Origin of the sequence: Streptomyces sp. NPDC097107 (assembly GCF_044762405.1) — a bacterium.
GTDB classification, from domain to species: domain Bacteria; phylum Actinomycetota; class Actinomycetes; order Streptomycetales; family Streptomycetaceae; genus Streptomyces; species Streptomyces thinghirensis.
In genome coordinates, this window is sequence record NZ_JBIWEF010000016.1 from 91,299 (window position 1) to 116,425 (window position 25,127).

21 protein-coding genes and 1 pseudogene are annotated in these 25,127 nt (G+C 70.0%); 11 read left to right on the forward strand and 11 right to left on the reverse strand.

Annotated elements, in window-relative coordinates:
- Positions 1-98: 98 nt before the first annotated feature.
- Positions 99-395 (reverse strand): hypothetical protein, encoded by a 297-nt coding sequence (locus ACIQ1J_RS31165; RefSeq protein ID WP_403562081.1) that lies wholly within the window; start codon positions 393-395, stop codon positions 99-101.
- Positions 396-636: 241 nt separating this feature from the next.
- On the opposite strand from ACIQ1J_RS31165, the pseudogene ACIQ1J_RS31170 reads away from it, so the two are divergent.
- The 5 genes and pseudogenes from ACIQ1J_RS31170 to ACIQ1J_RS31190 form a co-directional block, all read left to right on the forward strand.
- Positions 637-1,383: pseudogene (locus tag ACIQ1J_RS31170) on the forward strand (site-specific integrase); the annotation flags it as partial.
- A 10-nt stretch (positions 1,384-1,393) separates the two neighbouring features.
- Positions 1,394-1,759 carry a hypothetical protein gene (locus tag ACIQ1J_RS31175; protein ID WP_403562083.1) on the forward strand — a complete coding sequence of 122 codons (366 nt, stop codon included), beginning with the start codon at positions 1,394-1,396 and terminating at the stop codon, positions 1,757-1,759.
- 105 nt (positions 1,760-1,864) lie between these two features.
- A complete protein-coding gene (locus tag ACIQ1J_RS31180; RefSeq protein ID WP_403562085.1) occupies positions 1,865-2,470 on the forward strand; it encodes a dihydrofolate reductase family protein in 606 nt (201 codons plus the stop codon).
- Positions 2,471-2,673: 203 nt separating this feature from the next.
- The gene (locus ACIQ1J_RS31185; protein WP_307852020.1) at positions 2,674-3,060 is read left to right on the forward strand and encodes a DUF1330 domain-containing protein; all 387 of its coding nucleotides are present in this window, start codon (positions 2,674-2,676) and stop codon (positions 3,058-3,060) included.
- Positions 3,061-3,949: 889 nt separating this feature from the next.
- The gene (locus ACIQ1J_RS31190; protein WP_403562088.1) at positions 3,950-5,398 is read left to right on the forward strand and encodes an alanine/glycine:cation symporter family protein; all 1,449 of its coding nucleotides are present in this window, start codon (positions 3,950-3,952) and stop codon (positions 5,396-5,398) included.
- 290 nt (positions 5,399-5,688) lie between these two features.
- On the opposite strand, the gene ACIQ1J_RS31195 is transcribed toward ACIQ1J_RS31190, so the two are convergent.
- Positions 5,689-5,862 (reverse strand): hypothetical protein, encoded by a 174-nt coding sequence (locus ACIQ1J_RS31195; RefSeq protein WP_403562090.1) that lies wholly within the window; start codon positions 5,860-5,862, stop codon positions 5,689-5,691.
- A gap of 811 nt (positions 5,863-6,673) precedes the next feature.
- Between ACIQ1J_RS31195 and ACIQ1J_RS31200 the strand changes: the two genes are divergently transcribed.
- The 3 genes from ACIQ1J_RS31200 to ACIQ1J_RS31210 all read left to right on the forward strand — a co-directional run bounded on the left by ACIQ1J_RS31200 (position 6,674) and on the right by ACIQ1J_RS31210 (position 10,052).
- Positions 6,674-8,971 (forward strand): molybdopterin-dependent oxidoreductase, encoded by a 2,298-nt coding sequence (locus tag ACIQ1J_RS31200; protein WP_403562163.1) that lies wholly within the window; start codon positions 6,674-6,676, stop codon positions 8,969-8,971.
- Positions 8,972-9,105: 134 nt separating this feature from the next.
- The gene (locus ACIQ1J_RS31205) at positions 9,106-9,657 is read left to right on the forward strand and encodes an EF-hand domain-containing protein (RefSeq protein ID WP_210958505.1); all 552 of its coding nucleotides are present in this window, start codon (positions 9,106-9,108) and stop codon (positions 9,655-9,657) included.
- Between the two features lie 176 nt (positions 9,658-9,833).
- Positions 9,834-10,052: a hypothetical protein gene (locus ACIQ1J_RS31210; protein WP_403562092.1), complete on the forward strand. Its 219-nt coding sequence runs from the start codon at positions 9,834-9,836 to the stop codon at positions 10,050-10,052.
- A gap of 879 nt (positions 10,053-10,931) precedes the next feature.
- On the opposite strand, the gene aztD is transcribed toward ACIQ1J_RS31210, so the two are convergent.
- From aztD to aztB, 4 genes are all read right to left on the reverse strand, one after another.
- Positions 10,932-12,134: a zinc metallochaperone AztD gene (gene aztD, locus ACIQ1J_RS31215; protein WP_403562094.1), complete on the reverse strand. Its 1,203-nt coding sequence runs from the start codon at positions 12,132-12,134 to the stop codon at positions 10,932-10,934.
- An 87-nt stretch (positions 12,135-12,221) separates the two neighbouring features.
- Positions 12,222-13,181, reverse strand: a complete 960-nt coding sequence (gene aztC / locus ACIQ1J_RS31220) for a zinc ABC transporter substrate-binding protein AztC (protein WP_403562096.1) — start codon at positions 13,179-13,181, stop codon at positions 12,222-12,224.
- Complete coding sequence (locus tag ACIQ1J_RS31225; protein WP_403562098.1) at positions 13,178-14,416, reverse strand: hypothetical protein; 1,239 nt, start codon at positions 14,414-14,416, stop codon at positions 13,178-13,180. The genes aztC and ACIQ1J_RS31225 overlap by 4 nt, the downstream gene beginning before the upstream one ends.
- A gap of 10 nt (positions 14,417-14,426) precedes the next feature.
- The gene (gene aztB, locus ACIQ1J_RS31230) at positions 14,427-15,323 is read right to left on the reverse strand and encodes a zinc ABC transporter permease AztB (RefSeq protein WP_403562100.1); all 897 of its coding nucleotides are present in this window, start codon (positions 15,321-15,323) and stop codon (positions 14,427-14,429) included.
- Between the two features lie 14 nt (positions 15,324-15,337).
- Here aztB and aztA point away from each other — a divergent pair, with 14 nt between their 5' ends.
- Entirely contained in the window at positions 15,338-16,081 is a 744-nt protein-coding gene (aztA, locus tag ACIQ1J_RS31235) for a zinc ABC transporter ATP-binding protein AztA (protein ID WP_403562102.1), read from the forward strand.
- Positions 16,082-16,362: 281 nt separating this feature from the next.
- On the opposite strand, the gene ACIQ1J_RS31240 is transcribed toward aztA, so the two are convergent.
- The 4 genes from ACIQ1J_RS31240 to ACIQ1J_RS31255 all read right to left on the reverse strand — a co-directional run bounded on the left by ACIQ1J_RS31240 (position 16,363) and on the right by ACIQ1J_RS31255 (position 20,718).
- Positions 16,363-16,677, reverse strand: coding sequence for a hypothetical protein (locus tag ACIQ1J_RS31240; protein WP_403562104.1), 315 nt, complete (start codon positions 16,675-16,677; stop codon positions 16,363-16,365).
- Between the two features lie 347 nt (positions 16,678-17,024).
- Positions 17,025-17,864, reverse strand: a complete 840-nt coding sequence (locus tag ACIQ1J_RS31245; protein WP_403562106.1) for an ATP-binding cassette domain-containing protein — start codon at positions 17,862-17,864, stop codon at positions 17,025-17,027.
- On the reverse strand, positions 17,861-19,651 hold the full coding sequence (locus tag ACIQ1J_RS31250; RefSeq protein ID WP_403562108.1) for a dipeptide/oligopeptide/nickel ABC transporter permease/ATP-binding protein: 1,791 nt from the start codon (positions 19,649-19,651) through the stop codon (positions 17,861-17,863). Before ACIQ1J_RS31250 ends, ACIQ1J_RS31245 begins: the two co-directional genes overlap by 4 nt.
- Before the next feature lie 125 nt (positions 19,652-19,776).
- Positions 19,777-20,718, reverse strand: a complete 942-nt coding sequence (locus tag ACIQ1J_RS31255) for an ABC transporter permease (protein WP_403562110.1) — start codon at positions 20,716-20,718, stop codon at positions 19,777-19,779.
- Positions 20,719-20,971: 253 nt separating this feature from the next.
- Here ACIQ1J_RS31255 and ACIQ1J_RS31260 point away from each other — a divergent pair, with 253 nt between their 5' ends.
- Complete coding sequence (locus tag ACIQ1J_RS31260) at positions 20,972-21,601, forward strand: TetR/AcrR family transcriptional regulator (RefSeq protein ID WP_403562112.1); 630 nt, start codon at positions 20,972-20,974, stop codon at positions 21,599-21,601.
- A gap of 18 nt (positions 21,602-21,619) precedes the next feature.
- Here the strand turns inward: ACIQ1J_RS31260 and ACIQ1J_RS31265 are convergent, their stop codons facing one another.
- On the reverse strand, positions 21,620-22,573 hold the full coding sequence (locus tag ACIQ1J_RS31265; RefSeq protein WP_403562114.1) for an SGNH/GDSL hydrolase family protein: 954 nt from the start codon (positions 22,571-22,573) through the stop codon (positions 21,620-21,622).
- Positions 22,574-22,789: 216 nt separating this feature from the next.
- On the opposite strand from ACIQ1J_RS31265, the gene ACIQ1J_RS31270 reads away from it, so the two are divergent.
- The gene (locus ACIQ1J_RS31270) at positions 22,790-25,114 is read left to right on the forward strand and encodes a glycoside hydrolase family 3 C-terminal domain-containing protein (RefSeq protein WP_403562116.1); all 2,325 of its coding nucleotides are present in this window, start codon (positions 22,790-22,792) and stop codon (positions 25,112-25,114) included.
- Positions 25,115-25,127: the final 13 nt, after the last annotated feature.

Below are 25,127 nucleotides of genomic sequence, written 5' to 3' on the forward strand. Positions count from 1 at the left end.
TCACGAAGGCGTGGCCTGACCCTCGGACAACGAATACGACGACCTGGCATACCCAACGCCTATGCACAGACAGGAAACTTCGGCAGGGGGACGGGTACTCAGGCGTGGGCGTGGCGGCGGGTGTCCGGCGCCTTGTGCGAGGCAGCATGATGCACGGGCCGGCCGGTCCCAGGAACCGCAAGACGCCGCAGGGACACGCTCGCGGTGACCAGGAGAACGGTGAAGACGGCCAGGAGCAGGACGGACACCCACATTTGCCGGCTCCCGGGTGCCTGCCAGCCGGTCCAGACGGCAGACCCTGCCCACAGCACAAGGGCCGCAGCGTAGAAAGTGCGGATACGGCGCAGCTGCCGCACGGCCCGCAGGAACTGGATGCGATCGGTCTTCGGTGCCATACCGCCCCGTGTACCCCGATGTGCGGTGCCCATCAGGATCGGACGAAATCTTACGGAGAAAGCTTTGCTGAGGCCTCGAGCTTGAGGAACAGGCGGCTGACGGGGTGTCGGCGCCCGGACCGGCCTGAAGTCGTCCCACCGGCAACATCCGGATATCTGCGGTGAATTGTCCCGTCACCTGCGGCGACGCTCTCCGGTCGCCATGTGAAGCGACCCTATTGTCTGCGGCAAGTGGGAAGCGGTGTCCAGCGTCGTACAGCTGCCGACCGGGAAGGCGCAGACCGTCCGGGCGGCGGCCGGCGTTCCTCGACTCGCTCGGCAACCCGAACGCGGTCCGCAACTACCGGATCGGGGTCGGCAAGACCGCCGAACGGATTCGGCGAGGGCCGGCCGCCGGCGTCGGTCGCGGACGACGAGACCGGCGATGCTCTCGAACTGCTCCGGGGCACCGCTGCGTTCGACACCCAAGACTCCCGTCGGACCGGAGTGCTGTCCTGGCTCAGCTGGTGCCGGGACCGCGGCTACGAGGGCCCGGCGATACCGGTCTGGGCGAAGCGGCCGGCGGTGCCGGGCTCCGAAACCCCGGCCCGCTCGAAGGGGGCGATCGACCGGGTGATCGCCCGGCGCGAGGTCCACCTTCGGGGGAAGACCCTGTGGCGGATGCTTTACGAGACCTCCGGGCGGGCGGAGGAGATCCTGGGCATCAACACCGAGGATCCGGACTTCGCCGGGCGTCGCTGTCCGGTCAAGGCGAAAGGTGCGCTGAGCAAGGTCCGCCGCCGGGGCCAGGCGTGCGAGGACTTCGTGCTGGAGAACGGTGTACTGGGACGCTGGCACCGCCCGGCTGTTGCTCCGGCTACTGAAGGCCGCGCGCGGGCCGGTGTCCGTCACCCACCGAGGCCGGGGCCGGGCCGTCAGCCCGCGTGACGTGTGCCCGCACACCGGGCTGGCCCGGCTGTCGTACGGGCAGGCTCGCGCTCTTCTCGAAGGTCGTTGCTGTGAGCTCCGACGAGAGTGCTGATGTGGGTGATTACATCACTGACCGGCTGCGGGCCGAGTCGGCGTCCATCACGCAGGCGCAGTGCGACGTGATCGTCCGCGACCTCCTTGGCGCCGATGACAGCTTGGCAGGGAACCAGGCTGGCCTCTCGCCGCTGTCAACCGCAGCTCGGTTCTCAGCATCCAGCAGGCGAAAGACATGGCGGCACGACGCCCTCACACAGCTCATCGAGAAGCCGACTGGCCACGCCGTCCACGAAAGAGACCCGGTCGGTTTCGCGCGCGTGGAGATCATTACTCGACGCATGCATATTGCAATCATATGGGTCTTGGTCCTCCGGAGCAGTGCCGCTCCGCCGATCTGATCGGCTGCAGCGTCTTGGGTCTTCTCGTTGCTCCACGGCGCGGCCGATGAGTTTCTGGCTCCCGGCCGGTCCAAGCTCATGACACCTTCAGGAAAGGACACCGCCATGTCGGAGCTTCTCGTCGACTTCATCACCTCCCTCGACGGCCACGCATCGGGCCGGGGATGGCCCGGGTTCTGGGGCCTCGAGGGCCCGGAGTACCTCGCATGGCTCGGCGAGCAGCCCGAGGCCACCTACCTGATGGGAGCGAACACCTACCGCCTGATGTCGGGCTTCGCCGCAGGCGAGGTCCCCAGTGGCCAAGACGAGTTCAGGCCCGAAGAAGAGGCGTCCGTCGACGAGCTCACGCAAGCGTCCAAGGTGGTGTTCTCCTCCTCGCTCGAGGAGCCACTGACGTGGCCCAACTCCACACTCGTCCGTGACGACGCCGTCGAGACGGTCCGTGCCATGAAGTCGAGTGGCTCGGGGCTTCTCAGCACGATCGGCAGCCTCAGCCTATGCCGGTCCCTCCTACGAGCCGGACTCGTCGACCGCTTCCGAGTCGTGATGTTCCCAGTGATCACCGGTGCCACGGGCGAAGAACGCATCTACGACGGCTATCCGGACGTTGCCCTCGAGATGATCGAGCACCGCACCTTCGACGGCCGCATCCAACTGGTCGAGTACAAGCCCCGCGTGCTCGAGCACCCGCCGCTAGGCGTCCCTGCGTGACGCCGCCCCGCCCGCCGGTCTGCACGGCCGCCGTGCCGACGAGCGCGGAGCAAGACCCAATAGGGGGCGAACGGCCAACGTGGTCAACCCACGAGAGACAGGGCGTACCGACCGGGTGGTATGCAAGCGGGCCTGTCATCACCTAACCTCGAGTCACCCGGCCCGCGCGGGCCGCATCCTCCGACGACCGACAGGAGAAGCCCGTGGCTGTCGATCCCGACAAGGCGGTTCTCGACGCCTTCGCCAAGCACGGCCCCGAGGGGCCGCTCGTCATGCTGAACCTCCTGCGGTTCACGCCGGACGGCCGGCCGTCCTACGAGGAATACTCACGCCGGGCGGCCGTCTTCCTCAGCAGGTACGGAGGGGAATTGCTCTACGCAGGCGACGGCGCCACACCCCTCGTGGCCGGCGAAGGCCAGGCCTGGGACGCCGTGCTGCTGGTGCGTTATCCCGACCGGGAGGCGTTCTGCGGCATGGTCGCCGACCCCGAGTATCAGCAGATCACCGCGCTACGGACCCGCGCGCTCTCCGAGGCCGTACTCCAACCGACCGCACCCTGGACATCTCGGCCCGGCTCGCAGCCGTCCTGAAGGCGTGCGGACGGAGGCAGCGGTTGCGCACCGGCGAAGCAGCCGACACGGCTCCACCGTCCCGTCGAAGGGAATCGCCGCTGCTCGAGCCCAGGCGCACGGCGTACTCCAGCAGCGGACGTAATCGCACCCCTGCCACAGGTACACCCAGACGCTCGCCGGCGGGAGGGAACACGGCGACGCCTACGGCATGGGAGTCACCTACGCCCAGTGAATGGTCAACCCGAACCGCCGCCGACCGATCATCCGCCGCCCACCATTCCAGCAGTGCGACGACGGACACCGGTCCGTTGATCCTGCGGCCGTTCACGGGCCTTCTTCTCCACGGGGTGCAGAAGGGTCAGCTTCCACCGGACGGCAAAGGGCCGACGGGCGGCGCGCAGGAGTTCGAGGGAGACGGGTTCCGCGGTGAAGCCCTGACCGCGCCGGCGCAGGCGGCGGCCAGATCGGGGCAGGGCTGCTGCTGGCCGCCGGGCTGCCCTTCCCTCTGGCCGCGGCCGGCGCCGTCGGCGTCATGACCGTCGCGCTCCGGTCAAGTGGCCGCACGGCCTTCGGATGCGGAACGGCGGCTACGAGTACCCCCTGTCCTCATCGTCCCGCCTACCGCCCCGTCGCCCATGGACCCGGCCGCTGGTCGGCCGACACCACCCCGGCGCCAGGCGGTGACAACGGCTTCGACCGGTGGCTTCTGCCATGCATCGGATTCATGTGAGATAGAGCACCTTCGGAAACCATAGGCAGGGTCGGCGACGCCAGCCTAAAGTCCTGGGGTTTGCGGAGCCTTTGCCTCCGCACTACCCGGCCCGACCGTCCGCTCCGTACATGACCTGTACGCACACGCAGAAACCGGGCCGATTCCCCGACTCACGAGGAACCGGGAAGCACTCGCATGAGCACGTTGGAAACCTGGGTCGTCGAGCTCAACGACGTCTTCTGGACATACCTGCTGATTCCACTGGTCGCCGTCGCCGGCGTCTGGTTCACGCTGCGCTCCAAGGGTGTGCAGATCCGTCTCATCCCGGAAATGTTCCGGGTCTTCAAGGACAAGCCGCAGTCCGGCGTCAGTCCCTTCGGCGCCTTCAGCATCTCCGCCGCCGCGCGGATCGGCACCGGCAACATCGCCGGTGTGGCCACCGCGATCACCATGGGCGGCCCCGGAGCTGTCTTCTGGATGTGGATGATGGCCCTGGTCGGCGGTGCCTCGGCGTTCGTCGAGTCGGTCCTGGCCCAGCTGTACAAGGTGCGCGACACCGAGCCCGGTACATACCGAGGTGGCCCGGCCTATTACATGCAGAAGGCGCTCGGAATGCGCTGGCTCGGCGTGGTCTTCGCCGTCCTGATCACGCTGACGTTCGGGTTCGTGCTGACCGCGGTGCAGTCCAACACCATCACGGTGGCCACGAAGGGCTCCTTCGGCTCGGACGCCTCCTGGTTCAACCCCGTCCTCGGGATCGTGCTCGCCGTGCTGCTCGCGCTCGCGGTGTTCTTCGGCGTGAAGCGCCTGACGGCCGTCACCAAGGTCATCATCCCGGTGATGGCCGGGCTCTATCTGCTGGTCGGCCTGGTCATCGTGCTCCTCAACCTCGACAGCGTGCCGGGCATGCTCGGCGACATCATCGGCGGGGCTTTCGGCTTCCGCGAGGTCGCGGGTGGCGCCGTGGGTACGGCGATCCTGCAGGGCGTGCGGCGCGGCATGTTCTCCAACGAGGCGGGCATGGGTTCCGCCCCGAACGCTGCCGCGGCCGCGGAGACCACGCACCCGGTCAAGCAGGGCCTGGTCCAGACCCTCGGCGTCTACTTCGACACCCTGGTCATCTGCAGCATGACCGCCCTCGTGATCCTCTCCGCCAACCCGACCCTCGGTGAGCGCGGCGGCGCGGACGTCACCCAGTCCGCCTTCACCAGCGCGCTCGGCGACTGGGCCGGTCACCTGCTGACCCTGGTCGTCTTCATGGTCGCCTTCAGCTCCATGATCGGTAACTACTACTACGGCGAGTCCAACATCCAGTTCATCACCCGCAGCAAGAGTGTGATGAGCTCGTACCGCGCAATGGTCATCGCCTGCGCCGTCCTCGGCGCCATCGGCTCCGTACCGCTGGTCTGGAGCCTCGCGGACGTCACGATGGGCGCGATGGTCCTGGTCAACCTGATCGCGATCATCCCCCTCAGCACGGTCGCCTTCCGCCTCCTCGACGACTACGTGGCCCAGCGCCGCCAGGGCCTCGACCCGGTCTTCCGCAAGGACCAGGTGCCGGGCCTGCGCGGCGAGGTGGAATGCTGGGGCGCATCGGACGAGAACGCCACCCCGAAGGAGCGGACGCCGGCCGGCTCACTCTGACACGAACGCGCCCCGGCACGACCGTGGACGCCCGCGGGCGGCATCCTGGAAGGATGCCGCCCTCGGGCGTCACAGGGCCCCGGACGCAGCTGCGGCGCGAAGGGGTGCACGGCACGCTGCGCCGTCGAGTGTTTGATGCGCGAGGACAGCCCGAAGCGGCCGACCGCGCGGATGACCGGCGCGAGTCGCCGCTCGGCACCGGTGTCGGGGACGGGCGTCGGTGTCGGCGGCGAAGCGGTAGGCGCGACGACCGCGATGCCTGCCGCGTGACGACCTATCCACCCGCAGTGTCAGGCCGCCTGCGTGTTGGCGAGCTTCTTGGCGGCCTTGATGCGCTTGGGATCCTCGATATTCCGGGTTCCGGCCCCCTTGCCGGGAGTGACGCTCCACTGTCTGAGCGTCTCTGCGACCAGGGCGAGTTTCGCCGAACCCGGTGGGACGTCGATGTAGAAGACCGATTCCATGGGCGACTCCTTGTCGCCGCCCCACCTGACGACACCCTCAAGCTCGGCGAGGATGTCCAGAATCGCCGTGACCTGGTGGGGGAAGAAGTTGTTCTTGGCCCCGAGCGGGTAATGGTCCCGGGTAGAGCGCCAGTGCGGTGCCCGACAGGTGGTTGGATGCGAAGTCCGCCTTCACCTGACGGTCGTCGCTGTATCCGATGACCTGTCCGCCGCAGGCGGGCAGACAGGCAGGCAGGCAGGCAGGCAGGCAGTGCACACCACACCAAGCCGTGGCGGGATCGATCCAACCGCGGACCGGACGCCGCAGTCCCAGCTCCCACGCCCGGCACATTAGCCTGTCCGCCGTCGCTCGACCTGCCGCCTCTGGCCGCAAGACGATCGAGCAGGGCGTGGAACTTGGCGGTGCAGCCGGGCTCGTAGGGCGGCACGTTTTCGACGACGCGGGTGTCACTGTCGATGGGCGCGAAGCGGTAGATCCGGGTCTTGGTCCTGCCGACGGCGAGATACACCTTGCGGTGGGCCATGAAGGGGACGTTCCTTTCACGAGGATCGAGGGACCATCCATGATTCGCGCACGCCCACCCGCACCACAAGCACTCACTGTGCTCGCTTCAACGCAATGAGTCGGCTCGGACGGCGCTTCTGTGCGGCCGTTGGAAGGCTCGTGCACCTACAGGGTTGGGCACCGGTCCGCAGGGGGAGTCTGTGTCCTGCGGACCGTCACCTGAAACGGAGCCCTTGTGACGTAAGTGGCCGCTGTCGGGGAGCCGGGGAACTTCGGAGACGGAGTTGATGCATGGTGGAACGACGCATGTCGGTCGCGACGCACTGGGGCAGTTTTGTCGCGGTGGTCGATTCCGGTCGGTTGGTGCGCATTGAGCCGAGGGGCGATGACCCCGCGCCGTCGCCCATCGGACCCGGAATGGTGACAGCCGCCGACGACAGCGCCCGCGTGTTGCGCCCCGCGGTGCGCAAGGGTTGGCTGAACGGCCTGCCACGCGCCCACGACACGGCCAGGGGCACGGACGCTTTCGTGGAGGTGAGCTGGGACGACGCGATCACCATGGTGAGCGAGGAACTGCGCCGAGTACGTTCACAGCACGGGAACAGCGCCGTGTTCGGCGGCTCCTACGGCTGGGCGAGCGCGGGCGCGTTCCACAACGCGCAGGGTCAGCTCCACCGGTTCCTGGCGTTGGGCGGGGGATACACCGACTCCCGCAACACGTACAGCACCGCAGCCTTGGAGGTCATTCTCCCCCATGTGATCGGCGGAGCTCCGTGGAGCTACCAGTCGCGGATGCCGATGTGGGACGAGATCGCCGACAACTGTGAGCTTGTGGTGGCGTTCGGAGGGCTGGCCCTAAAGAACAGCCAGATCAACCCCGGCGGACTGGCCAGACACCAGACGCAGGACCTGCAGCGCAGGTGCCGTGAGGCCGGGGTGCGGTTCGTGAACGTCAGTCCCATCCGCAGCGACACCGCCGGCTTCCTCGACGCCGAGTGGCTGCCCGTCATCCCCAACACCGACACTGCCGCGATGCTCGGCATCGCCCACACCATGCTGGTCAATGGCTGGCACGACGAGGACTTCCTTCGCCGGTGCTGCGTCGGGTTCGAACGCTTCGCCTCCTACCTGACCGGCGAGTTCGACGGCATTGCCAAGGACGCCCCCTGGGCGGCGAGGATCACGGGCATCAGCCGGAACACGATCACCGAACTGGCTCGCCGCCTGTCCACGCAACGTTCCCTCGTCATGGTCAACTACGCGATACAACGGGCGGACCACGGCGAACAGCCGATCTGGATGTCGGTCGTGCTGGCCGCCATGGCGGGCTCGATGGGGCGGCCCGGCTGCGGCTGGGGTGCGGGCTACGCGACGATGGACGCGACCGGCGTCGCCCCCGGACGGCCCTCCGTGGCGTCGGTTCCCCGGGTTCCCAACCCTGTTGCGGACTTCATCCCCGTCGCACGGATCGCCGACACCCTGCTGCATCCGGGCAGGACCATCGACTACGACGGCCGGCGCCTGACCCTGCCCGAACTTCGCCTGGTCTACTGGTGCGGAGGTAACCCGTTCCACCACCACCAAGATCTCCACCGGTTGACCCGCGCCTGGCAGATCCCTGACACGGTGGTGGTTCACGAAGCCTGGTGGAACACCACGGCCAAGTTCGCCGACATCGTCCTTCCCGTCGCCACCAGCCTGGAGCGCGACGACTTCGCCGCCGGATTCTCCGACCCCCACCTCGTCGCGATGCCGAAAGTCCGTGAGCCGGCGGGCGAGTCACGCACCGACCACCACATCTTCACCGCCCTGGCCTCCCGGCTCGGATACGAGTGCGAGTTCACGCAGTCGCGCTCCGAGATCGAATGGGTCCGGCACCTGTACGAGCAGACGAGGGCCAACCTCGGCGACGAGGGGGCCCTGCCGAGCTTCGACGACTTCTGGCGGAGCTCCTCGGCTGAGCTGCCGGCGCTGAGCGGACCGTTTCCCGGCAGCTTCGAGACGCTCCGCGCAGATCCGCAGCGTTTCCCCCTGACGACCCCGTCGGGCCGGATCGAGATCTTCTCCGAGGAGATCGACTCCTTCGGCTACGACGACTGCACCGGGCATCCGGCGTGGTTCGAACCAGTGGAGTGGCTCCGTGCCGGCCTGTCGGACCGGTTCCCGCTGCACTTGATCTCGAATCAGCCCGCCTCACGCCTGCACAGCCAGTACGACAACGGCGGCCACAGCCTCAAGTCGAAGATCCGTGGCCGTGAGCCCGTGACAATCAACCCGCTGGACGCCGCGTCCCGTGGCATCGAGAGCGGCATGATCGTACGAGTCCACAACGACCGCGGCAGCTGCCTGGCGGGCGCAGTCCTGTCGGACGACGTCATGCCAGGCGTCATCCAACTGTCGACCGGGGCTTGGTGGGACCCGGCCCAGCCAGGCCAGAGCGGCAGCTTGGACCGCCACGGCAATCCGAACACCCTCACAGCCGACCGGGGGTGCTCGCGCCTGTCCCAGGGACCGAGCGCCCACAGTGCGCTCGTCGACGTCGAGCTCTACGACGGCCCCCTGCCGGATGTGCTCGCCTTCGCACCACCGCACCTCGAACACTGACACGCAAGCCGCCTGCCTCTTCGGGCAGGTCCTTCATGATCCCCGTCGTCAAGCGCGCAGCGGGCCGTCCCGGCTGCCAGAGGCTCCACTCCTCGTTTTGCGATCGCGTAATCAGATGACTACTGTTCGCAGTCATGACTGCATTTCAAGACCTCAAGTACGGCCAGTGGTTCAGGGGCGCCGACGTCGACGGCGACGGGTTCATCACCCAGCGAGACGTCCGCGCGATGAGCGAGCGCTACATCGCCGCCCGGGACACCGCGCCGGACTCCGCGACGGCCCGCCGGCTCATCGAGGGAATGGACGGGTTCTGGACGAATGTGATCGCCCCGATGGACCAGGACGGAGACGGGAAGGTCGACCTGCGGGAGATGACCGAGGGCTTCCGGAACGTCCTGACCGACCCCGCCCTCTATCCCCAGCAGATCGCGCCGGTCACCAACTGCTTCTTCGACCTCGTCGACCTCAACGCGGACGGCAAGATCGACCAGGCCGAGTTCCAGCAGATGTTCGACTCGGTCGCCGGTGTGCCCGGCGAGGAATGCGCCACGGTCTTCGCCGCTCTGGACAGGGACGGCTCCGGTGGGCTGGACCGCGCCGAATTCCACCAGGCCCTCACCGAGTTCTTCTACGGCAACGACCCGGATGCTCCTGCCAACCACCTCTTCGGCAGGGTCACCGCCTGACAGTGAGGATGTAGATGGCACCGCTTGGGGGTTTGACCCTCCGCCTGACTGGCGCTCCGGTTGACCTCGGGTTGAATCGTCGGCCTTCCGGGCGGTGCCGTCACGCGTCGCGGACGGTCGGGAGCTTGTGACCTGATATGAGCCCGGCCGAAGGTCCCATCACCGTCTCAGTCTTCATGACCTTCGGCAACCGCCTGTCCTTCGCCGGCTCCGCCGTCGGCGGGATCGCCGGAACACAGGAGGTTCTCAACTTCTGCGCCCGCCATGCCATCACACCCCAAGTCGACATCATCCCCGTCGACCAGATCAACGGCGCCTACGACAAGGTGGTAGCCGCCGAAGCTCGTTACCGGTACGTCATTGACGCCTCCACGCTGACACCAAGCAACGCTTGAGCGGATCGACGGCGAGTCGCGGCTCCGGCCTGTCAGCACTTGATCTCGGACCTGAACCTGGCAGCACCCATGTTGCCCGCCCTGCTGATCGGCGTCGGATCCGCTCCGACCATCAGCTCCGTCACGACCGTGGCGCTGGGCAGCGTGCACCGCAGCTGATGGTCATGGCCAGCGCCACCACCAACGTGCTGCGCCACCTCGGGTTCGCCGTCGGGTCCGGTCGTCTTCGGCGCGGCCGCCCCCAGCGGCGCGCGGGGCCGGTGTCCGTGCGGCCGCCGCCGCGGGCATTCACCGCCTTCGGCGTGATCGGCTCCGCGCCGACGACATCACCGGGGACGCGGTGTCCTCTCCCGTACCGCCCCGCCACAGCGGCCGGGCGGAATCTGATGTCGTCGCCGCGCGCCCCTGACCCCCGTGCCCGTCGAATACCCGGCGGGCGGGCCTTCGCGTCCACTGCTGCCGCCAGGAAGCCCGATCAGTGCGTTCGCTCAGCTACTTCTGCCGGCATGCGCAACCGCAGCCGCGCCGGCACAACGTCGGGCCGGCCTTCACTCGTCCTGGAACGTCCGCCTGCAGTGACGGCTCGTCAGGACGAGCGCCACACAAGCGTCGAAATCGCGGAGAACCACCCTTGCCGACGGCATCGCGACTCCCCCGCCCTCCCGGCAACGCCTCCGCGGAACAGCGCGCTTGAACGGCGGCCAACTCTCTCGACGGACGCGCAGGAGGAACGACGGAGGTCTGATGGCCTCACCGACCGGCGGCGAGGAGCCTACCGGCCCTTCTGTGCGGGGGCGTGTGCGCTGATGCGGCAGTACGGAGCGCCCGCCGACGCAAGGCCGACGGGCGCTGCTCAGGGAGCGCCGGGGAGCGGCCCGGTCAGTGACCGTCGACCGTCCCGGACAGTTCGTTGGTGGCCTTCGGCAGCGTCACGGACGTCAGCTTCTCGCCCGAGTCCAGGTCGAAGGCGTGCAGTTGACGCTCCCCCGGTTCGGAGACGTACGCCGTGTGGTCGCGGACGAACAGCGTGGGCCTGGGCTGCTGCCAGTCCAGGGGCTCGGTCCAGTCGCCGACCGCGTCGATCTTCTTCTCCACCTCGCCGGTCTCGGGGTCGATGACGTGCAGGACGCCGTTGGTGCCGAGCACGAGCGCTTCGCCGTGCGGGCCGCGGGCGAGCGAGCGGAAGGAGTAGCTGGTGCCGAGGTCGACCAGCTTCATCTTCGCCGTGCGGGTGTCGATGAGCGATATGCGGGTGGGCCGCTCCAGTTCCGCGTCGGGGTCGGTCTTGTAGTCGCCCAGGAGGATCGGGGAGACGTCGCTGCCGGCTTGATTGCCGGTGCGGGCGTAGTCGTCGGGGGCGTCGACCTTGGTGAACTCGCCGTTCTTGTAGAGGAGTACGCCGTCCTCGCAGCCGAGACCGACCACCTCGCCCTTGGCGGCGGCCTCGCCGTGGACACCCGGGCAGTTCTCGGCGCGTGCGATCTCCTTGTCGTTCTTGTCCAGGACGAGGGCGCCGGTGCGCTTCTCCTCGGTGCCCAGGGTGGTGACGAGTGCGCCGTCGGCCAGCTCGATGGCGACGCCGTGGTGGGCCTCGGCGGAGGTGTAGCTGCGGCCCTCCGGCTGCTTCCCGCCGGCCAGGTCCGCGGGGTCGAAGACGTTCACCTCGCCCGTGCCGTCGGTGAACAGGATCGTCCTGCCGCCGTGCCGGACGACGTGGCCCGGCTTGGCGCCCTTGAACTCGGCGTCCGTGAACGTCTGTCGGGCCGCGTCGAACACGCGGAAGCCGCTGTCGGTGGAGACGATGACGTGGTCCTCGTCGCCGGCCGGGTTGACCCGGTTGAAGCCGGGCAGCTCGACGGTCTTCGCCAGCTTGAGGGTCTCGCCGTCCAGGACGTACAGCCCTCCGTCGTACGAGGCGACCAGCGGACTCTCCACCGCGGTGGGCTCGCTGCTCTTGGTCTGCTTCTTCGGCTCGGCGTCGGACGAGGCGCCGTCGCTGCCGCCGCAGGCGGTCAGCGCCATCGACGCCGTCAGGGCGAGGGCCGTGCCCGTGAGCATTCTGGCGCGTGTCGACCTGTTCATCGTGTGTCTGTCCTCTCCGGCCCTCGGGGCACGGGGTTGTGTGTCGGAGCGGCCGGCGATCCGTACGCCGGTCCGCGGGGAAGCTGGTCAGTCACCGGTGAGACCCTCGGCCATGGCCGAGGTGTTGGCGCGCATCATCTCCAGGTAGGTGCCGGCGCCTTCGCCCTTCTCGGTCAGCGACTCGGAGTACAGCGAGACGACATTGACGTCACCGCCCATTTCCTGGCGCAGGACCTCGGCGAGCCGGGTGGGCTGGGAGGAGTCGGCGAAGACGGTGCGCACGTTGGCCTTCTCCATGGCCTGGGTGAGGGAGCGCAGGTCGGAGGAGCTGGGTGAGGCGAGTGTCGTGCCGCTGGGGATGACGGCGCCGATCACGCGGAAGCCGAAGCGGTCGGCGAGGTACCCGAAGACGTGGTGGTTGGTCACCAGGCCGCGGCGGTTCTCGGGGACGTCCGCGAAGGACTTCTCCATCCAGGTGGTGAGGTCGGCGAGTTGTCCGTCGTAGTGTTCGGCGTTGTCCCGGACGGCCTTCTCGTTCACGCCGTCGACGTGTTCGACGACCTGGTCGGCGATCTGGCCGGCCGCCTTGCGCACGCGGTCGGGATCGGTCCAGAAGTGCGGGTCGGGCTCGCCTGCCTCGTCGTCGGGACCGCCCTCCTCGCCCATGTGGAAGGTGAGGGGATCGGCCGCCTCGCCGGCGGCGAAGGTGGCCACTCCTGATGCGCGGGCGGCCCCCACGTGCCGCAGTACGTTCTCCTCCAGACCCAGGCCGTTGTAGACGACCAGGTCCGCGTTCTCCAGCTCGGCGGCCTGCACGGCCGACAGTCCGAAGGAGTGCGGGTCGGCGTTGGGCTTCATCAGGACGCTGATGTCCGCCTCGTCGCCGACGATCTCCCGGGTGACATCACCGAGGATGTTGGTCGTCACCACGACCCGGGGCCGCTCGTCGCCGCCCGCGCAGCCGGTCGCCGTACCGGCGACGACGAAGAAGGTGACCAGGGCCAGCAGCAGGGCGCGCACCCGCGCGGCCCCCACACGTACGCTCATCGGCCCGTCTCCACCATCAGGGACGGCCGGACGTCCAGGTCGAACTTGCGGGCGACACGGAGGTTGTCGTTGTAGTCGATCTCGTACACGCGCCTGCCCGCCGGGTCGTTGAGGTAGGCCCGGCTCCGGTCGACCTCGATCACCGGTGCCGCGGCTTCGCCGGTGGCGGCCTCGGGGACGTCCGTCAGCAGACGTTCGGTGACCGTGGTCTCCTCGCCGGTGGAGATGTCGTAGCCGTGCAGGGCTCCGTCGTTCTCCAGGACGACGAGCGGGGAGCCTTCACCTGCGGTGTTGGCGGCGACGACGGGCCCGGTCTCCACCCGGGTCCAGGCGCGCTCGGTGACGTCCAGGACCCAGACGGCGTCCTTCCCCGCGGGTGCGGTGAGCGTGGTGCTGCCTGGACGGTGCCGGAACTCCGTGGCCCGCTCCGTCTTCGGCACGTCCGCGCCGTACGGGATCTTCTCGGCGGTGAAGGTGCCGTCGCCCTCGTGGAGGAGCAGGGCGCCGTCGGCGCAGCCGAGGACGACTCCTCGCCGGGTGACCGCGTCGCCCTTCGGATCCTCGCACGCGGACTCAGGGGTGGCGACGCGCTTGCCGGACCGGTCGAGCACGACGACCTCCGCGGGAGCGTCACCGTCGCGCGTGAGGGCGACCAGGTGTTCCGCGTACGGCACCACGGGCCCGGCGTAGGTGCCCGGGAACTGGTCGGGGGCGCCGAGAGCACCCTTCTCCAGATCGGCGCGCGGGTAGACGCCCGCCTTGCCGTCCGTTGCCGTGACGACGGTGACGCCCGCGTCGCTGCGGACGCTCGTACCGGTATCACCCGGAAGTACGCCCGCCTCCTGGATCTTCGCGCTGTAGTAGTGCACGTGGTCTCCGTGGTCGACCATCCAGGCGCCGCTGTCGAGGACGCGGGTGCCGTCCGCGCCGTGGAAGTAGCCGAAGCGGCCGTCGGTGGTGAGTCCGGTGGTGCCGGCCCTGCGCGCGATGTCGTGGATCTTGCCGGTGATCAGGTCCAGCACTCGGGTGTCACCGGTGCCGGGGTCGCTGAGAAGGAGCCGGGACTGCTGCTCGGCGGCCTCACTGGCGCCCTCGACATAGCCATGGGCGGTGGCGGAGGAGGAAGAGCGCTTCGGGCTGGACTTGGCGTCATCCTGGCCCGCGCAGCCTGCGGTCAGCAGGACCGCGGACAGGAGTGCCGGCACCAGTGGTGTGACGTTTCTTCGGACGAACAACGAGATCGCCTCAGGTTTCGTTCGGTCGGGTCGTGGGGGCGTGTGCGGTGTCCGTGGCGGCACGGACGGGGAGAACGGAGCGGCGGGCACGCACCCGGTGCCGCAATCCGGACGCCAGGTGGGAGAGGAAGAAGAGACTGACCGCGAGGGCCGAGACAGTCGCGCCGGCCGCGGTGCTCAGGTGCCAGGAGAGCAGCAGGCCGCCGAGAGTGGCGGTCGCACCGAGGGCCGCGGCGAGGACCATGACGCCGCGGACGCTGCGCGACCAGGGCAGGGCTGCCGCGGGCGGGGCGATGAGCAGGCCGAGGACGAGCAGCGTGCCCACGATGTGGAAGGAGGCGACGATGGCCAGGGCCAGCAGACCGAGCAGTACGGCGTGCGCCGGTCGGGGACGCAGGCCGAGCGTCCGGGCCTTGCGCTCGTCGAACGCGAGGGCCAGGAAGGCACGGTGACCGAGTGTCGAGATGACCAGAGCCAGCAGCAGCGCCACGCCGAGAAGGAGCAGGTCGCTCTCGCGTACGGCGAGGACGTCGCCGAAGAGGAACCCGGTGAGGTCCACGGCGAACGACTGCGAGCGCGACACGATGATGACGCCGAGGGACAGCATGCCGACGAAGAGCAGCCCGATGCCGGTGTCCTGGGACAGCCGCGGAGTACGGCCGAGGGCGGTGACACCGGCCGCCATGACGGCCGCGCTCACCACCGCCCCCACCAGCAGGTTCCCCCCGAGCAGCGCGGCGACCGCGACGCCCGGCAGGAGCCCGTGGGACATGGCGTCACCGAGGAAGGCCATCCCCCTCAGCACCACCCACGTCCCCGCGAGGGCGCAGATCGCCGACACCAGAATCCCGGCCAACAGGGCCCGCTGCACAAAGGCCACCTCGAAAGGGGCCGTCAACCACTCCATACGAGGACCCTACAATGACAACCATGTTCAACAAACACCGCCCGGCGCCCCTCGACGACGAACCGAGGAATGAGCGCGTCCGGTTCAGCGACCTTGACGCGGGCTACCCGGGCCGTCCGGTGCTCCGTCAACTCCGTGCGTACATACCGGCCTTGGCCATGACCGCACTCGTCGGGCCGAACGGCAGCGGGAAGTCCACCCTGCTCGGTGTCCTGGCCGGCGTGATCGACGCCACATCCGGACAGCTCTGGTACGCGGCAGGCCGCCCGCCGGCCTTCGTCCCGCAGCGCGGCGCCGTCGGCGACGCACTCCCCCTCACGGCACGGCAGACCGTGGAGATGGGCCGCTGGGGAGAGCGAGGGCTGTGGCGGCGGCCGACCCGGCAGGACCGGACCGTGGTCGACTCCGCCATGGAACGGCTGGGCATCGCCGACCTCGGCGACCGCCAGCTCGGCGAGTTGTCCGGTGGGCAACGTCAGCGCGTCCTCATCGCGCAGGGCCTCGCCCAGCGGTCCGACCTGCTGCTCCTGGACGAGCCGACCACCGGGCTCGACCCCGAGGCCCGGGAACGGATCACGGCGCTGCTGACTGAGCTGGTCGCCGACGGAACGACCGTCGTCCAGGCCACGCACGACCTGGAGGCCGCCCGCTCGGCCGACGCCTGCCTGCTCCTCAGCGACGGACGGCTGGTCGGGCAGGGCCCGCCCGAGTGCGTACTCACCCCGACGGCGCTGTCCCGGATCTGGCAGCCGGCGTGAGCGCGCCCGACCGGTGGTGCCCGGCGCGCATACACCACCGCCGTGCGTGCTGTGAGGCGTCGGCGGACATCACAGGAACTCGCCGGGTCCGCCCACGGGTGGCACGAGCTGCCTCATTGGGCTGGGCAGTACGGCGCCGTGCAAAGACCGCACGACGGCCACGGCTGACCCGGAACGGTGGGATGCGAACGGTTCGCCCCGGTCGCGCACGAGTCCGGCGAGCGTGTCGAGGATCGCCCGCCGGGTGACCGTGTCGAGGCCGGACGTGATCTCGTCACCGATCAGCACACCCGGCCGGGCCGGCAGGCGCGGGCCAGCGCGGCACGCTGGAGTTCGCAGCCGGGCAGCCGGCCGGGGCGACGGCGTACGAGGTCTTCGCCCAGGCCTAGGCGACGGCGTACGAGGTCTTCACCCAGGCCGAGGCGACGGCGTACGAGGTCTTCGCCCAGGCCGAGGCCGGGGAGCGTGGTCAGCGCTCCGGCCTGGGCATCCGCCTTGGCCAGGCCCCGCAGCCGCACGGCCGTCCGTGCGACCTGGTCCAGGACCGGACGGTGTTCGTCGAACGCCGCCCTGGCGTCCTGGAAGACGTACTGCACCGCGGCGAGTTGCTGAGGTGCGCGGTCTCTCAGGCTGCGAGGGACTTCGGCTGCGGCTACGTGCCCGCGTGGCACCAAGACGTCATCGACATCGAGAACACCTATCTGCATGACCCGGGCCACATACTGCTGGTCGCCGTGCATGACAGCGCCGTCGTGGCCACGACGGGCATCCGGTCGGCGGGACCGGCCCTTCCGCCGCCCTTCCGCCGCACTTCCGCCGGCTCGCCGAGCGCTTCCCTCGGGCACCACCGCGCAGCTCGTACGAGTCTGCGTATCCGGAGGGAGTGCGACCGGCCGGCGCGAGCACGATCGCGCGAGGCGGGGTCCCGAACCGTCCCGGGCTGTCAGGACTCGGCGAGAGCGGTTCGTTGCTCCCGGCGCCTGCGCTGTTCGGTGACGTCGGCGACGGGGGCCGACAGCAACAGGGTTCGGGTGTAGGGGTGGTCCGGCGTGCGGGTGAGTGTGTCCGCGTCCCCGGTCTCGACGATCTCACCGTGGTGGATCACGGCGACGCGGTGGCTCATGCGCCGGACGACCGACAGGTCGTGGGAGACGAAGAGGTAGGCGACCCCTGTCTCCTCCTGGATGTCCAGGAGGAGATCGAGCACGGTCGCCTGCGTGGTGAGGTCGAGGGCGGAGACCGGTTCGTCGCAGACGACGAGGCGGGGGCGCAGGGCCAGGGCGCGGGCGATGGCGACCCGCTGCCGCTGGCCACCGGAGAACTCGCGCGGCAGTCGGCCTGCGGCGTCACCGGGCAGCCGGACCTGCTCCAGCAGGCCGCCGACCCTGCCGCGGGCCGCGCGGGCGTCGATCCCCTGGGCGAGGAGGGGCTCGGAGAGGGTGTCGCCGATGGTCCGCGCCGGGTTCAGCGAGGTGTAGGGGTCCTGGAAGATGACCTGGAGTTCGCGGCTCAGCGCGCGGCGGCGGGCGGTGCTCGCCGTGTCGACGCGTTCGCCGTCGAAGGTGACGGTTCCGGAGGCGACGGGGACCAGGCCGAGGATCGCGCGGCCGATGGTGGTCTTGCCGGAGCCGGACTCCCCGACGAGTCCGAGGGTCTCGCCGGGCCTGATCTCGAGGTCGACGCCCTTCAGTACCTCGGTGCGCGGAGCCCGCCACCCCTTCCCGGGGAACGACACCCGCAGATCCCGTACGGACAGGAGGGCTTCGGCGTGGCTGGTGGTCATGCGGAGACGCTCCTTGTCGGGCGGGGCCGCCAGGGTTCCCGTGCGGGGGCGGAGTCGAGGACCGCGGCGAGGAGGTTGCGGGTGTAGGGGTCCTGGGGATCGTGGAGCACCTGCTCGGCGGTGCCGTTCTCCACGACGCGGCCCTGGTTCATCACGGCGACCCGGTCACAGAGGTCGGCGACCACACCGAGGTTGTGCGTGACGAGCAGGACGCCCAGGCCGCGCTCCTCGCGCAGTCGGCGCAGCAGGTCGAGGATCTCGGCCTGGACACGCACGTCCAGGGCGGTGGTGGGTTCGTCGGCGATCAGCAGGGCGGGGTCGCAGGAGATCGCGCCGGCGATGAGGACGCGCTGGGCCATGCCGCCGGAGATCTCGTGCGGGTAGCGGCGGACGACCTGCTCGGGCGCCGGGACCTCGACCTGGCGGAGCAGTTCGACGGCCCGCTCGGCGGCTTCGCTGCGGGACAGACGAAGGATCTGCCGCATCGGCTCGGCCAGTTGGCTGCCGACGGTGAAGGCCGGGTCGAGATTGCTCATGGGCTCCTGCGGGATGTAGGCGACGGTCGTGCCGCGCAGCGCGCGGTGCTCCCGCTCCGCAAGCCCCGCGGTCTCCCGGCCGGTCACCAGGATGCTGCCGGTGCTGAGACGGCCGCCCTCGGGGAGGATGCCGAGGACGGAGAACGCGGTCTGGGTCTTGCCCGACCCCGACTCACCGACCAGGCCGACGATCTCGCCGCGGCGGACGTCGAGGTCGACGCCGTGGACGACCTCCTTGTCGGTGCCGTCGTGCTGGGCGTAGGCAACCCTGACTTCACGCAGGGAGAGGAGATCGGCGCGCTCGGCCGGGCCGGTCCCGGCCGACGGCACCGTACCGGTCCCGGGCGGCGGGGCCGGGGTGGTCGCGCGGCGCCGGACCCGCCCGGTCTGCAGGCCCGTGCGGTCCTCCAGGACGTCCCGCAGCGCCGCGGCGAGCAGTACGAGGGCGGCGTTGGTGAGGCCGAGGGCGAGCCCGGGCCACAGCAGGAGAGCGGGAGCGCGCTGGATGTTCTGGAACGCCTCGTTGAGCATGGCACCCCACGTGGCCTCGGATCCGCTGCCGACGCCCAGGAACTCCAGTCCTGCCTGGAGGGCGATCGCGATGCCCGCGACCAGGGCGGTCTGGATGATGATCGGCCCCCGGACGACCGTGAGGACGTGGCGGGCCATGATGCGGGTGTCGGACAGGCCGGAGACCCGGGCGGCGTCGACGTACAGTTCGCCGCGCACGTTGGCGACGATGCCGCGTACCAGCCGGAAGAAGCTCGGCGCGGCGAGGACTCCGAGGACGATCATGAGGACCCACACGTTCGGGCCGAGGATCGCGCGGGAGGCGAGCAGCACGACCATGGCGGGCAGCGCCATGACGAGGTTGACCGTCCAGTTGGCGGCGGCGTCGAACCAGCCGCCGCGGTATCCGGCGTACAGGCCGGCCGGGACTCCGAGGGCGAGCGCGAGGGCCAAGGCGATCAGGGCCCCGCTGAGTGTGTTGCGCCCGCCGTGGAGCAGGCGCGACAGGATGTCGCGTCCGGCGGAGTCCATACCGAGAGGGTGGGCCGGGCTCGGACCGGCGAAGGCGTCGGCGAGGGAGGAGTCGGCCGGGCCTTGGGGGGCCAGGAAGGGCGCCAGGAGCGAGCCGGCGATCAGGATGACCAGGACCGCGAGGGACACGACGGCAAGCGGATTGCGCAGCAGCCGCCGCGCGGCGCCTCGCCGGGCCGGAAGCTCGTCGCGTGGACGATCGTCACTCACGTGGCCGTCGCTCTCCCGGCTCGCGCTCACGTGGCCGTCGCCTTCTCGGCTCGCGCTCACGTGGCCCTCGCGCTTCGCGCTCTCTCGGCTCGCGCTGTCGCGGTTCGCGCTCTCGCAATTCTCGCTCACGCGATCCTCGCCTTCGGGTTGAGCCAGCCGATCATGATGTCGACCAGGAGGTTGATCAGTACGACACCGATCACGGTCAGCATGACGAGCGCCATGATCACGGGGATGTCGCCGCGGGCGGTGTACGTGACGGTCATGCTGCCGATGCCCGGCAGCCCGAAGATCTGCTCCACGAGCACCGCGCCGCCGAGGAGTCCGACGAACTGCATGCCGAGCACGGACAGTCCTGGGGCGGAGGAGTTGCGCAGGACGTGCTTGAAGACGATTCGGCGCTCGGACAGTCCACGGGCCCGGAGCGTACGTACGTAGTCCTGGCGCATGACGTCGATGACGGCCCCGCGGACCTGTTGCGAGACGCCCGCGACGGCTGCCACGGAGAGGGAGGCGACGGGGAGGGTCACGGTCGCCAGCCAGCCGCTGGGGGACTCGGTGAAGGGGGTGTACCCGATGGCCGGGAACCAGTTCAGCTGCACGGCGAAGACGAGGACGAGGACGAGGGTCACGAGGAAGCCGGGCAGCGCGTAGCCGACGACACCGAGGAGCTGGACGAAGCGGTCCACGGCGCCGCGCCGCACACCGGCCCAGACACCGAGCAGGAGGGACAGCAGTGCCGTCACGAGGGTGACGCCGAGCATCAGGCTCAGGGTGACCGGCAGCCGGTTGGCGACGGCGAGGGTGACATCCTCGCTGGAGAACCAGGAGGTGCCGAGGTCGCCGCCGACGGCGTGCGTGAGCCAGTCGGTGTACTGGACGAGCACCGGCCGGTCGAGACCGAGTTCGGCGTTCTTGGCGTCGACGTCGCCCTGTGGCGCGCCGGGGCCGAGGAGTTGGCGCCCGACGTCGGCGTCAGGGATCGACAACAGCAGGTAGGAGAGCAACGAGATGACGAGGAGGAGCACCGCTCCCGCTCCGATTCTGCGTGCGATGAAGTTCAGCATGAGTCTCGGTATCCGTGACCGGCGGCCGCATCGGCCGGTATGAATCGCGCCCGGGCCCGGGCCCGTCGGGAGAGCGTCGGAAGAGCCCTGTTCATGCGCGGAGGAACGTCCCCGGCGGCACCGTGGACGAGAACGACGGCCACCCTACCCACAGAATTGACCAGTTGGTAGGTTTTCCGGCGATGACATTACCAACTGGTAAGTTCCGTTGCGCCGCGTGTCCGCCGGCCTCGCCGTACGAGGAGACCGTCCCTTGAGCCAGGCGCCCAGAACGAAGGGCGAGCGCACCCGCGCCCGCGTCCTCGACTCCGCGACCGAGCTGTTCTCCCGCTCCGGGTACAACTCCGTGTCCCTGCGGGAGATCGCCGCGCACGCCGGCCTGACCCACGCCGGACTCCTGCACCACTTCCCCGGCAAGGAGCAGCTTCTGCTGGAGGTGCTCAGCCGACGTGACGAGGTCGACGCCGCGTCCCTGTTCCCGGGCCTGCTCGGCAGTGATCCCGCTCCGGCCCTCGCCGCGGCAGGGCCTTGTGCGGCAGAGCGGTTGAACCGGCTCGTCGCCGTGGTGGGGCGCAACAGCCGGACGCCCGGACTCGTGGCGCTCTATGCGAAGCTCTCCGCCGAGGCGTCGGAACCGGGTCATCCCGCGCGCGCCTACTTCGTCAAGCGCTACCGGTTGCTGCGGGCCGAGATCGGTGCACTGCTGGGCGAGCTGTTCGAGTCGGCCGAGCCGCCGGTGACGGCCGATCCGGACGCCGTCGCCCAGCAGTTGCTGGCGCTGATGGACGGTCTGCAGACACAGTGGCTGCTGGAGCCGGCCGCGGTACCGATGGAGGGGCGGGTGTGGGAGTTCCTGGGGAACCACGGCCTTCACCGGCCGTAGCCCCCGGGCCGGGGAACGTCAGTCACCGAGCGCCGCGACGATGGTCTCGGCCGTGCTCCGGTGGCCGGCCGCGTTGGGGTGGAAGCCGGCACCGGCCTCCGTCTCCGCGGGTTCGAGCCAGCGGACCCCCGCCGGCTTGCAGGCGTCGTGGCCGACCGAGGGGCCGTAGGTGTCGATGAACGTGGCGCCGTGGGCGGCGGCCCGCTGGGCCAGCATGGTGTTCAGCTGCCTGGTCTTGTCGCGCAGCCAAGCGAAGTCGCCCACGGCGAGAGGGATCGCCTCGCGGCACGCCGAGCCGTCGTCGGGGACGATCGCCGGGTAGCCCACGACGAGCACCTTCGCCTGCGGCGACTTGGCGCGGACGGCTCCAAGGACGTCGGCGACCTTCGGAGCCGTGGCGTTGATGCGGGAGCCGATCTGGTCCGTACCGAACAGCGTGAAGCTGCTCTTGCAGGGTGAGCCCTGCGGGTTGAGGTAGGCCAGCAGGACGCAGCGTCCGATGATGCCGGCGAGGTCGAGGTCGTTGCCGCCGATGCCCACGGTGACCACGGAGGTGTCCGGTCGGACCGCGTCGATCTGCGGCGCGGCGGTGTTCTGGGCTTCCGTCACATGACGGGTCTCGGCGCCCGCGCAGGTCACGTCGGTCGATGCCCGGGCGCCGACGGCCGTGGCGACGAGAGTGGGGTAGTTGTGGTCGGAGCGGCCGCAGGTGGCGTCCGTCTCGGCGGGGATGCCGAGGCCGGAGCTGAACGAGTCGCCCAGAGCGGCGTAGTGGCCGGCTTGCGGAGCGGCGGCGCGGGCCGCCTCGGCCGGGTGGTCGTGCCCGCGGTCGTACCCACCGGCCTGGCCGGCACTGGCGGGCAGTGCGGTGGCGGCGAGCACGGCTCCGGCGCAGACGGTGATCAGTGCCGCACGGCGCCGGCGCGGGGAACCGGCGGATGCGGAGTGATCGTGGGCAGGGCGCAGCGTCATCGCTGTACCTCTTCTCGTGAGGGTGGCGGCCGATCCGGCGCGAAAACCGTAGATCGATCGGTTTCTGGCCGTCAATGGATCGCGCACGGCGGAAACCGGACGGCCCCGGCGACTGCGGCCTCCCTCGCGCCGCACTCTCGACTTCCAAAACCGATCAATATATGGTTTTGGTGTGGCGGCAGAGTGCCGTCTCGCCGAACGACCGGGGCAGACTCCATGACCCAGCAGACTCGAACCCCCTCGGCGGGGGAGACCGCGATCGACACAGGTGCTCTGACGACCGCTCAGAAGGCCGCTCTGACCAGCGGCGCGGGTGACTTCGTCACCGAAGCGGTGGGTGGCGTTCCCGCGCTTTCCCTGTCCGACGGGCCCCATGGTCTGCGGCTTCCCAAGGACCAGGGCGACGGCGGCCAGCTCGACCTGCACAGCGCGGCACCCACCACCTGTTTCCCGCCGGCCGTCGCGCTCGGCAGCAGCTGGGACCGCGATCTCGCCCGGCGGGTCGCCACCGCCATCGCCGCCGAGGCCCGTGCCCACGCCGTCCACGTCGTGCTCGGTCCGGGCATCAACATCAAGCGCTCGCCGCTGTGCGGGCGCAACTTCGAGTACTTCTCCGAAGACCCCCTCCTGACCGCCGAACTCGGCGGTGCCATGGTCCGAGGACTCCAGGAGGCCGGAGTGGGGGCCGCGTTGAAGCACTACGCGGCCAACAACCAGGAGACCGACCGCATGCGGGTGAGCGCGGACGTCGACGAGCGTCCGCTGCGCGAGATCTACCTGCGCGCCTTCGAGCGCATCGTCCGCCGCGACCGCCCGTGGTCCGTGATGGCCGCCTACAACGCGCTCAACGGCGTGCCGCTCAGCGAGAACCGCCGTCTACTGACCGACATCCTGCGCACCGAGTGGGGATTCGACGGCGTCGTGATGTCCGACTGGGGTGCCGTACGCGACCGGGTCGCCGCGCTGCGTGCCGGGCTGGACCTCCAGATGCCGGGCACCGGCGGACGTACCGACCGCGAGGTCGTCGCCGCGGTCGACAGCGGCGGGCTGGCCGTGGAGCACCTCGACGCTTCGGTGTCGAGGCTCGCCCTGCTGGCCCACAGGGCCACGGCCAACGGTGCGACGGAGCTCCCAGGCCCCGTGCCGTACGACGCACACCACCTGCTGGCCCGCGAGGCCGCCGAACGGTGTGTCGTCCTGCTCAGGAACGAGTCGTCCCTGCTGCCGCTGGATCCGTCCGCCGGGACGGTCGCCGTGATCGGTGAGCCGGCCCGCACCCCGCGCTACCAGGGCGCCGGCAGTTCCCAGGTCACGCCGACCCGGCTGGACACGCCCCTGGAGTGCCTGCGGGAGTTTGCGCAGGGGGCGCGGGTGGAGTTCGCCGAGGGGTACCGGCTGACGGACGACGAGGACCCGGCCGTACGCGAGGAACTGGCCGCGGACGCCGAGCGGCTCGCCGCCCGCGGCGACACCGTCCTGCTCTTCCTGGGCCTGCCCGCCCAGGAGGAGTCCGAGGGCTTCGACCGTGACCACATCGACCTGCCCGCCGCCCAGCTCGCGCTCCTCGACCGGGTCCTCGCGGTCAATCCCCGCGTCGCCGTGGTGCTGTCCAACGGTGGGGTGGTGCGCACGTCCCCCTGGCACGAGAGGGTACCGGCCCTGGTCGAGGGCTGGCTGCTCGGCCAGGGCGGCGGCAGCGCACTCGCCCGCGTGCTGTACGGACACGCCAACCCCTCGGGCCGCCTCGCCGAGACGATCCCGCTGCGGCTGGAGGACAGCCCGTCCCACCTGTCGTTCCCCGGCGAGGAGGGGCATGTGCGGTACGGGGAAGGCGTGTTCGTCGGCTACCGGGGACACGACCGGCGCGGCGACGAGGTGGCGTTCCCCTTCGGCCACGGCCTGTCCTACACGTCCTTCACCCACAGCGGCCTGTCGGCCGTCGTACGGGACGAGGGCCCGGACCGGCGGATCGAAGTACGGGTCACGGTCACCAACACGGGCGACCGGCCGGGCCGCGAGGTGGTGCAGGTCTACAGCCGGGCACCCGAGGACTCCACGGTCACCCGCCCGGTACGGGAGCTGCGCGGCTTCGCGACGGTCGACCTGGAGGCCGGTGAGAGCCGCGACGTGCTCGTCGAGCTCGACCGCGCCGACCTCGCGCACTACAGCGAGCGGGAGGGCGGCTGGTTCGTCGAGGGCGGGACGTACCGCATCGAGGCGGGCGCCTCCTCCCGCGACATCCGCTGCACCGTGGACCTCCGGGTCGAGGGCGATCCGTCACGGGTTCGCCTGACCGGGCGGAACACTCTCGGCGAGTGGCTTACCCACCCGGTCGGCGGGCCACTGCTCCTCGAGGCCTTCGCCCGTGGCCGCGGTGCGCGGTCCGGATCCGACGCGGGGGCGGGGGCGCTGGCCGATCCCGTCATGCGGCGCTTCCTGGCCGGGATGCCGCTGGAGGTCATCGCCGAGTTCCCACAGAGCCCTGTCCCCCTGTCGCAGGTCCCGGCCCTGTGCGAGCAGGTGGCGGCCGCCCAGGGCTGAGGAGCCGGGCGTC